Annotated in this window: 8 protein-coding genes and 1 rRNA gene; 4 read left to right on the forward strand and 5 right to left on the reverse strand. The window is 69.5% G+C overall.

Annotated features, from left to right (window positions below):
- Positions 1-53: 53 nt before the first annotated feature.
- Complete coding sequence (guaB, locus tag ACYVOM_RS27040; RefSeq protein ID WP_460306325.1) at positions 54-1,568, reverse strand: IMP dehydrogenase; 1,515 nt, start codon at positions 1,566-1,568, stop codon at positions 54-56.
- Positions 1,569-1,677: 109 nt separating this feature from the next.
- On the opposite strand from guaB, the gene ACYVOM_RS27045 reads away from it, so the two are divergent.
- Positions 1,678-2,058, forward strand: coding sequence for a DUF5319 domain-containing protein (locus ACYVOM_RS27045; RefSeq protein WP_460306326.1), 381 nt, complete (start codon positions 1,678-1,680; stop codon positions 2,056-2,058).
- A gap of 24 nt (positions 2,059-2,082) precedes the next feature.
- On the opposite strand, the gene shbA is transcribed toward ACYVOM_RS27045, so the two are convergent.
- From shbA to groES, 3 genes are all read right to left on the reverse strand, one after another.
- Positions 2,083-2,694, reverse strand: a complete 612-nt coding sequence (gene shbA / locus ACYVOM_RS27050) for an RNA polymerase sigma factor ShbA (protein ID WP_460306334.1) — start codon at positions 2,692-2,694, stop codon at positions 2,083-2,085.
- Between the two features lie 471 nt (positions 2,695-3,165).
- Positions 3,166-4,791 carry a chaperonin GroEL gene (gene groL, locus ACYVOM_RS27055; protein ID WP_460306327.1) on the reverse strand — a complete coding sequence of 542 codons (1,626 nt, stop codon included), beginning with the start codon at positions 4,789-4,791 and terminating at the stop codon, positions 3,166-3,168.
- Between the two features lie 157 nt (positions 4,792-4,948).
- Positions 4,949-5,257: a co-chaperone GroES gene (gene groES / locus ACYVOM_RS27060; RefSeq protein ID WP_123669197.1), complete on the reverse strand. Its 309-nt coding sequence runs from the start codon at positions 5,255-5,257 to the stop codon at positions 4,949-4,951.
- 196 nt (positions 5,258-5,453) lie between these two features.
- Between groES and ACYVOM_RS27065 the strand changes: the two genes are divergently transcribed.
- From ACYVOM_RS27065 to ACYVOM_RS27075, 3 genes are all read left to right on the forward strand, one after another.
- Positions 5,454-6,629 (forward strand): class I SAM-dependent methyltransferase, encoded by a 1,176-nt coding sequence (locus ACYVOM_RS27065; protein WP_460306328.1) that lies wholly within the window; start codon positions 5,454-5,456, stop codon positions 6,627-6,629.
- A 446-nt stretch (positions 6,630-7,075) separates the two neighbouring features.
- Complete coding sequence (locus ACYVOM_RS27070) at positions 7,076-8,398, forward strand: apolipoprotein A1/A4/E domain-containing protein (RefSeq protein WP_460306329.1); 1,323 nt, start codon at positions 7,076-7,078, stop codon at positions 8,396-8,398.
- Positions 8,399-8,529: 131 nt separating this feature from the next.
- Positions 8,530-9,456, forward strand: coding sequence for an aminoglycoside phosphotransferase family protein (locus ACYVOM_RS27075; protein ID WP_460306330.1), 927 nt, complete (start codon positions 8,530-8,532; stop codon positions 9,454-9,456).
- Between the two features lie 119 nt (positions 9,457-9,575).
- On the opposite strand, the gene rrf is transcribed toward ACYVOM_RS27075, so the two are convergent.
- Positions 9,576-9,692: ribosomal RNA gene (gene rrf / locus ACYVOM_RS27080) — 5S ribosomal RNA — on the reverse strand.
- Positions 9,693-9,811: the final 119 nt, after the last annotated feature.

The raw sequence follows: 9,811 nt of genomic DNA on the forward strand, positions 1-9,811 counted from the left end.
TTCATATTCTGGTTGCAACCCCTCAGAGGGCCATCAAGTCGAACCCGGTGAGTCTATCGACCCTGGTAGTTCGGGGCTTCGACGGTCATCTGGATGTCGTGCGGGTGACTCTCCTTGAGGCCCGCCGACGTGATCTGCATGAGCCGGCCGCCCTCCTGCAGCTCGCCGATCGTGCGGCTGCCGGTGTACCACATGGCCTGGTGCAGGCCGCCGACGAGCTGGTGGGAGACCGCGGAGAGCGGGCCGCGGTAGGGCACCTGGCCCTCGATGCCCTCGGGGATCAGCTTGTCCTCGGCGGACACGTCGCCCTGGGCGTAGCGGTCCTTGGAGTAGGACTTGCCGCGCTCCCGGTTGCGCATCGCGCCGAGCGAGCCCATGCCGCGGTACATCTTGTACTGCTTGCCGTGCACGAAGACCAGGTCGCCGGGGGACTCGTCGACGCCCGCGAGCAGCGAGCCGAGCATCACCGTGGACGCGCCCGCGGCGATCGCCTTGCCGATGTCGCCGGAGTACTGGAGGCCGCCGTCGCCGATCACCGGGACCCCGGCCGGGGTGCACGCCCGCGCGGCCTCGTGGATCGCCGTGATCTGCGGCACGCCGACGCCCGCGACCACGCGCGTGGTGCAGATGGAGCCCGGCCCGACCCCCACCTTGACGGCGTCCGCGCCCGCGTCGACCAGCGCCTTGGCGCCCGCGTAGGTGGCCACGTTGCCGCCGATGACCTGGACCCGGGAGTTCGCCTTGATCTTGGCGATGGTGTCGAGCACGCCCTTGGAGTGCCCGTGCGCGGTGTCCACGATGACCGCGTCGACGCCCGCGTCGATGAGCGCCTGCGCCCGCTTGATCGACTCCTCGCCGACGCCGACGGCCGCCGCGACGACGAGCCGGCCCGCCTCGTCCTTGGTGGCGTTGGGGTAGCGCTCGGTCTTGGTGAAGTCCTTGACGGTGATGAGGCCCCGCAGGCGGCCCTCCCCGTCGATCAGCGGCAGCTTCTCGATCTTGTTCTGGGCCAGGAGCGCGAAGGCCTCCTCGCGTCCGACGTGCTCCGGCGCGGTGACCAGCGGCATGGCGGTCATGACCTCGGACACCGGGCGGGACATGTCGGTCTCGAACCGCATGTCGCGGTTGGTCACGATGCCCAGCAGGATGCCCCGCTCGTCGGTGACCGGGACACCGGAGATCCGGTAGCGCGCGCACAGCTCCTCGACGTCGGCGAGGGTGGCGAAGGGGGTACAGGTGACCGGGTTGGTGATCATGCCCGCCTCGGACCGCTTCACGGTGTCGACGTACTGGGCCTGTTCCTCCACCGACATGTTGCGGTGCAGCACGCCGATGCCGCCCTGGCGGGCCATCGCGATGGCCATCCGCTCCTCGGTGACGGTGTCCATCGCGGCCGACAGCAGGGGGATCTTGAGGGCGATGCCCTTGGAAAGCCTGGTCGTGGTGTCGGCGTCACCCGGTTGCATGTCGGAGAAGCCGGGGAGCAGGAGCACGTCGTCGAAGGTCAGCCCCACGGGAGCAAACTTCCCCCCGGGGGAAAAGACGGCGCTGTCCTGTGCGGGGTTCATGATCGGCCTTTCCTGCGGGGTTGGCGGCTTTTGATTACCCATCGTATGGGTAACACCCCGCGGGACCTGCGACTTCCCGGCATCCCCGCCCGCGCAGTAGTTTGGGACTGTGCACGACGAGACTCCGCTCGACCCGTTCGCCGGCGACCCGGAAGACCCGGCCGCCGCCCTCGGCGAGCTCGAAGAGATCGCTCCGCTGAGTTCGACGGAGCGCGACGACGTACTCGCCGACCTCGCCGACCTTGAGGTCTTCCGCACACTCCTTGAGCCGCTCGGTGTGCGCGGTCTCACCGTCGACTGCGAGGACTGCGGCCGCACCCACTACATCGACTGGGACCTGCTGCGGGGAAACCTGAAGCAGCTCCTCGAGGAAGGCCAGCCCCGCGTCCACGAGCCCGCTCTCGACCCCGATCCCGTCGACTACGTCACCTGGGAGTACGCCCGCGGCTACGTCGACGGCGTGATCGACAGCGAAGAGGGCAAGGGCTAGCCCTCACCTAGCCGTCTGCTGCTCCTAGGCCGTCTGCCGGGGTTCCTCCAGGGCCTCCATCGCCACGGCCATGGCGCGCAGCCGGGCGAGCGCACGGTGCTGCGCGACCCTGACGGCGCCGGCCGTCATGCCCAGGACCGTGCCGGTCTCCTCGGCCGAAAGGCCCCGGACCACCCTCAGCAGAACCAGTTCCCGCTGCTGGGCGGGCAGCCTGCCGAGCATCTCGCGCGCCTGCGCCGCCTCCAGGTACCGCACCACGGTCTCTTCCGGGCCGGGGCCGTCGTCGGGCCCGTCCGGGAGGTCCTCGGTCGGCACCGCGGTGCGCAGCGCGACCCGCAGCGCGTCGGCGATCTTGTGCGCGGCGATGCCGAACACGAACGACACGAACGGCCGTCCCATGTCGCGGTAGCGCGGCAGCGCGGAGAGCACCGCGATGCACACTTCCTGAGCGACGTCGTCCGCCGCGTGATACTGCCCCGACACCCTCCCCAGCCTGGCCCTGCAGTACCGCACCACCAGCGGGCGCACCTGCCCGATCAGCACCTCGGTGGCCAGCGGATCCCCCTGCACCGCGAGAGTGGCGAGTTCCCGCAGATCGAGTTCGCCTTCCCCGGTACGGGACGGCCCCGGCTCCAGCCGATGATCGGTCCCGACGATCGCAGCCTCCGTCACGAGAGCACTATGCCCACCACAAAGGTTCAAGTCTTCACAGAGAACGGCCACGAAATGGTCACAGTGAGAGACGCCACCCCCAAACCCCACCACAAAACCCAGAACCCCCCACAACACCTTCCCAATGCCCTCAGGCAATCGGCCCGGGAACGCCTTCGAACCCCCCGTTCCACCTCGCGGGCGCGAACAACAATTCAGAGGCCTTCCACCCACAGTGTCCCGCCCGAGCGGCTCCCCCGACCGGTCTCAGCCCACGCCCCACGGATGTTCCAGGTGCGCTGTCGGCCGGGCTCAGCCCGCGTGAGGGCGCTCCTGGGGCTGCCCCGTGGGCCCCCAAGGGCCGGAGGGGCGGCCCCCGGGCTCTCAAGGGCCCGAACAGCCGAAAGGCCGACCCGCTCGCCCTGGGGCTCGCGGGTCGGCCTTTCGGCCATAAAGCTAGTGGCCGTGGCCGTGGCCGTGGCCGGTGCCCGCGGCGGCGGGGGACTCTTCCTCGGGCTTCTCGACGACGAGCGCCTCGGTGGTGAGGAGCATGCCGGCGATGGACGCGGCGTTGGTGACGGCGGAGCGGGTGACCTTGACGGGGTCGATGACGCCCGCGGCCTTCAGGTCGCCGTACTCGCCCGTCGCGGCGTTGTAGCCGTGGCCGGCCGGCAGCTCCTGGATCTTGGAGACGACGACGTAGCCTTCCTGGCCGGCGTTCTCGGCGATCCAGCGGGCCGGCTCGACGAGGGAGCGGCGGAGCGCCTCGGCGCCCGTCGCCTCGTCGCCGGTCAGGCCGAGGGAGTCGAAGCCGTCCTTGGCCACGTGGGCGAGCGCGGAGCCACCGCCGGAGACGATGCCCTCCTCGATCGCGGCGCGGGTCGCGGAGATCGCGTCCTCAAGGCGGTGCTTCTTCTCCTTGAGCTCCACCTCGGTGGCCGCGCCGACGCGCAGCACGCACACGCCGCCCGCGAGCTTGGCGAGGCGCTCCTGGAGCTTCTCGCGGTCCCAGTCGGAGTCGCTGTTCTCGATCTCGACCTTGATCTGGCGGATGCGGTCGGAGATGTCCTGCGCGTCGCCAAGGCCGTCGACGATCGTGGTGCCGTCCTTGGTGACGGTGATGCGCCGGGCCTGGCCGAGCACCTCGAGGCCGACGGTGTCGAGCTTGAGGCCGATGGCCTCGGACACGACCTGGCCGCCGGTCAGGGTGGCGATGTCGCCCAGCATGGCCTTGCGGCGGTCGCCGAAGCCGGGGGCCTTCACCGCGACGGACAGGAACGTGCCGCGGATCTTGTTGGCGACGAGCAGGGCCAGCGCCTCGCCCTCGACGTCCTCGGCGATGACCAGCAGCGGCTTCTTGCTCTGCGCGACCTTCTCGGCCAGCGGCAGGAACTCGTTGACGCTGGAGATCTTGCCTTCGACGACGAGCACGTAGGCGTCCTCGAGGATCGCCTCCATGCGCTCGGGGTCGGTCACCATGTGCGGCGACAGGTAGCCCTTGTCGAACTGGAGGCCCTCGGTGAACTCCAGCTCCAGGCCGAAGGTGTGGGCCTCTTCGACGGTGATGACACCGTCCTTGCCGACCTTGTCGAACGCCTCGGCGATCAGCTCGCCGATCTTGGCGTCCTGCGCGGAGATCGTGCCGACGTGCGCGATCGCCTTCTTGTCGTCGACCTCGGTGGCCGACTTCAGCAGCAGGTCGGAGATGTGCTTGGCGGCGATGTCGATGCCGCGCTTGAGGCTCAGCGGGGAGGCCCCGGCGGCCACGTTGCGCAGGCCCTCGCGGACCAGCGCCTGCGCCAGGACGGTCGCCGTCGTGGTGCCGTCACCGGCGACGTCGTTGGTCTTGGTGGCGACTTCCTTGACGAGCTGGGCGCCCAGGTTCTCGTACGGGTTGTCCAGCTCGACCTCGCGGGCGATGGTCACGCCGTCGTTGGTGATGGTCGGCGCGCCGAACTTCTTGTCGATGACGACGTTGCGGCCGCGGGGGCCGATCGTCACCTTCACCGCGTCGGCGAGGGCGTTCACGCCGCGCTCGAGGGCACGCCGGGCGCCCTCGTCGAACTCCAGGATCTTGGCCATGTTCGCTGTTTCCCTCAGTCTGCCTGTCCGAAGCACACCGCCCCGGCCGCCCGGGTGGGGCCGCCGGGGCGGTGTGCGTGAGCCTTCTCACCGGGCCGGCACGCGGGTCGTTCGCGGACCCGGGCCGGCCGCGGGGCTCTTTCGAGCCTCGTGGCCCTTACTTGTCGATGATCGCCAGCACGTCGCGGGCGGACAGGACGAGGTACTCCTCGCCGTTGTACTTGACCTCGGTGCCGCCGTACTTGGAGTACAGGACGACGTCGCCCACGGCGACGTCCAGCGGGACGCGGGCGCCCTTGTCGTCGACACGGCCCGGCCCGACGGCCAGAACGGTGCCTTCCTGGGGCTTCTCCTTGGCGGTGTCCGGAATGACCAGACCGGAGGCAGTGGTGGTCTCGGCCTCGAGCGGCTGGACCACGATGCGGTCCTCGAGCGGCTTGAGGACAACCTTGGTGGCGGTCGACACGTCGAACCTCCCCTTCGGATGTGAAGTGTGCGTGTGTGCTTAGGAGGCGACCTCGACCGGCCTGTCGTCGCGGGTGCCAGACCGGGCTCGTCGCTCTGGCACTCTCGGTGGGAGAGTGCCAGTCAGTGACATTATTCCGTGCCTGTACGACAGTCAACCGGACGCTCTGTAATGGGAGCGGCTCTACCGTGGAGGGATGGAGATCGACGCCTTCGAGGCCTTGCTCACCCCGTCCGGGCAGGAGGTTCTTGCCCGGGCGATGGCCGCCGACACCTCGGAGGGCGCGCTGCTCTCGTCGGCGTCCCGGCTGCGCGGCGATCACCCTGCCGAACTCGTCGGCGCGGCGCTGACCCAGGTGCGGCTGCGGGCGCGGGCGGCGGCCAAGTTCGGGCCCGACGCGGCCCGCATGTACTTCACCCAGCACGGCCTTGAGCAGTCCACCCGCTCGGCCGTCGCCGCCTACCGGGCCGGCCGCTTCACCGGGCCGGTGCTGGAGCTGTGCTGCGGGATAGGCGCCGACCTGGCTTTCCGCGCCCGCGCCGGCGTGCCCGGCACCGGGGTCGACCTCGACCCGCTGACGGTCGCCGTGGCCCGCGCCAACCTGGACGCCTTCGGGGTCTCCGGCATCGCGTCAGTCCGGCGGGGAGACGCCCTCGACCAGGACATCTCGGGCTACACCGAGGTCTTCGCCGATCCGGGGCGGCGCACCGCGCGCGGACGCGTCTTCGACCCCAAGTCCTACGAGCCGCCCCTGGACGACCTCCTCGCCCTCGCCATGAAGGCCCCCGGCGCGTGCGTCAAGGTGGCCCCCGGAATCCCGTACGAAGCCATCCCGGAAGACGCCGCCACCGAGTGGATCTCCGAAGACGGCGATGTCAAGGAGGCCGCCCTGTGGCTCGGCGCCCTTGCCGAGGGAAGCCCGGTCCGCAAGGCGACCCTCCTGCGCGGCGGAGAGGTCCACAGCCTCGAGCCCGACCCGAGGACGACCGTCCCGCCCGTCCGCCCCTGGGGCCGCTACCTGTACGAGCCCGACGGGGCCGTCATTCGCGCGCACCTCGTCGGGGAGGCCGCCGCGCTCGTCGACGGCGGCCTGGCCGACCCCCGCATCGCCTACATCACCTCCGACGCCCTCGTCGCCACCCCCTACACCGCCGCCTACGAGATCCGCGAGGTCCTCCCCTTCTCCGTCAAGCGCCTCAAGGCCGCGCTGCGCGCCCACGACGTGGGCGCGCTCACCCTGAAGAAGCGGGGCTTCGCCGCCGATCTCGACCGGCTCCGGCGCGACCTGCGCACCACCGGATCCCGCCCCGGAACGGTCGTGCTGACCCGAATCGGCGACGCACCCGTCGCGCTCATCTGCGGGCGCGCCTGAAACTGCGGTTCAGGATCAGGCAAACAATTCGGCGGATAAATGGAATCACTTTTCCCGGGCCGGTGAAGAATTCCCCGTTCCGGCCCGCGGAGCCGTTCGACCACCCCTCCCCCATTACCTGCCACACCCCCCTGAAACGACGGCCGACCGGCCCTCCGAACAGGCACAACAACGGCCCGAAACCAAGAGATCAGGCCAATCTCGCGAAGCGGATGATCTCCCTCTTGATCAGTGCTCTCCGGCGCATTCCCGCGCCGTCTGATCGCTTTGTGATCAAGGACTAAAGTGAGCACTTCACATCAATGCACGAGTCCTTCGGGGTATTCAGGGGGCACGGGCGTGAGAAGGGGCATGCGTTGGAAACGAATCACAACTTCCTGCAGACGGGGGGTCAACCGGTCTCGGACCGGATGCGGGAGTTGCTCGCCCGGGCGGCGCAAGACCATGTGTACGAATCACGGTCACAGGGCCAGGTCCTGGACGAGATCCGGCAGCGGCTCGAAGGCATGGAGTGGCTGCTGCGCGAAGTCCGGGAACGCGAACTCACCAGCCTCACCGGCCAGCTCGACGGCGTTCGCGGCCAGGTCGAGGAGCTGACGGGCAAGGCGCCCGGCTGGGCCGAAGGCCTGGGCGAGCACCTCGAAGCCGTCGGCGAGCGGATCAAACCCGTCAGCGAACTCCCGGCGCTGTGGGCCGACGTCGGCGTCGTCGCCGAGAACGTCGACGAGAGCCTCACCCGGCTCCAGAACGTCATGGACTCCGCGCAGCACATCGCGGACGCCACCGCCGCGGCGTCCCAGCGCATGGAGGACATGACCAAGCGCCTCGACAAGCTCCAGGGCGCGATGGAGGCCGCCTCCGTCCGGTTCAACCGGCTCGACAAATCCCTCGCGGAGCTGGGCCACCGGTCGGAGAAGCTGGAGCACACCGTCACGGGCATCACCGCCCGGGTCGAGCAGTCGCTGTCCGACATGGCCGAACGGGTCGACCAGGGCCTGGACTCCCTCGGCAGCCGCGTCGAAGGCCTCGGCGGACGGCTGGAGGGCCTCGACGGCAGGCTCGAAGGCCTCACCGGCAAGATCAACGGCTTCGACAGCCGCTTCGACGCGCTCGGCGAGCGGCTCAGCCAGCTTCCCGCCGCGCTGGAGATCAACGAGATCCACCGCAAGCTCGCCGAACTGTCGCAGCGCCCGCACCTGGACTACAGCGAGCGGTTCGACGAGCTGGAAAGGCAGGTCAGCACCGTCACCGACCCGCTCATCGTGGAGCTGCGCAGCCGGCCCGACCGCGGCGAGATCGAGGACACCGTGTCCAAGATCGTGGAAAGCGCGTACAGCGGCCTCAGCAAGCGGCTCGAGGAGACCGGACGGGACGTCCAGGACGACGTCAAGCGGCGGCTCGAAGGCGCGCAGGACGACGTGTCCCGCAAGTTCGAGCACGTCCGCGAGGACATCTCCAAGCGCTTCGAGGACATCCACCTCGACGTCGCCAAACGCGTCGAAGGCGTCTTCGAGGAGGTCGTCAAGCGCTCCGACGCCGTCCACGACGAGGTCACCAAACGGACCGAGGCGGTGCACGAGGAGGTCGCCAAGCGCTCGGAGAGCATGCAGACCGAGATCAGCAAACGCGTCGAAGGCGTCCAGGCCGAGGTCGGCAACCGCGTCGGCGCCGTCCACGAGGACGTGCTGAAACGGCTCGTCACCCTTGAGGAGACCATGCTCGCCCTCGCCGAAGCGCTGCTCCGGCCCCGCAGGGACGGGAAAGAGTAAGCGCGCCTGACGCCCGTGGCCTTACGGAGGGAGCGTTCCGACGCCCCTCCGTAAGGCCACGTGCGCGATCCCGCGAGTACTACGTTCAGCTTCCGCAAAATCACTCCTCTCCACCTTCGGAATCCGTTTACATGGACCCCGTGAGCACCACCGACACCGCAGCCCGCGCCGTCAGGGCCCTGCCCCTGGGCAAACCGCCCAGTGCGGCCACCCTGCGCTGGGTGTGCGAGTGCCTCGGCGCCGGCAGCACCGTGCGGCTCCAGCGCCCGCTCACCGGCGGAACGAGCCGCACCAACCACACGCTGCTCGTCGAGACCCGCTCCGGCAGCCTCCACCGCCTCGTCCTGCGCCGCTGGACCGACTGGGACCCCGAATACCCGCCGGAACGCGAGATCGCCGCGCTGCTGCTCCTCGCCGCGTGCGAGATCCCCACCCCCCAGCTCATCGCCGCGGACCCGTCAGGCGGGCGCTGTGACGCCCCGGCGCTGCTCATCACCCGGCTGCCCGGCCACCCGCCGCGGCCGCTGCCCGAGGACCTCTCCGAGTACCTCATCCAGCTCGCCGCCGCCCTCGTCACCCTCCACGACGTCAGGGGCGCCACCACCATGCCGCCCTACACCCCCTACAACCGCCTCCTCACCCGGCAGCCGCCACTGCACTCCCGCAACCCGGGCCTGTGGGACAAGGCGCAGGAGATCGTCTCCGAGCCCCCGCCCGACTTCGTCCCCCACTTCATCCACCGCGACTACCACCCCGACAACTCCCTGTGGGCCAACGGCCGCCTCCAGGGGGTCGTCGACTGGGACAAGGCGTCCTACGGCCCGATCGGCGTCGACGTCGCGCACATGCGCTGGAACCTCGTCGCCCGCTACGGCCCGGAGGCCGCCGACGCCTTCTCCGCGGCCTTCGAACAGGTCCGCGGCAACTACGACCACCACCCGTACTGGGACGTCCGCTGCGTGGTCGACCTCCTCCCCGAGAACCCCGCCGCGCCCTTGCCGGCGCCCCGGGTGGAACTCCTCGAAGAGCACCTCCAGCACTGCCTGAGCCTGCTGTAGGCCCTCTCACGCCGACGCGGTGAGCTCCCTTCGACGCGGAAGGGAGTCCACCGCTTTCCGCCATTCCCCGGAAATGCGAAAAGGCCCCGAACCGAAGTTCGGGGCCTTTCCCAAGTGTATTGCGGCGGTGTCCTACTCTCCCACACAGTCTCCCGTGCAGTACCATCGGCGCTGGAGGGCTTAACTTCCGGGTTCGAGATGGGACCGGGTGTTTCCCCTCCGCCATAACCGCCGCAAGCCTCAGCTCGCAGACAAAGTCATGCGAAAGCATTATTCATATTGTGTTGCGGTTCAGCCGGCTGTTTTCCGGGAACCGCACAGGGACGCGAGCACACACAGCATGTCATAGGTGATG

The organism is Actinocorallia aurea, from assembly GCF_054783995.1.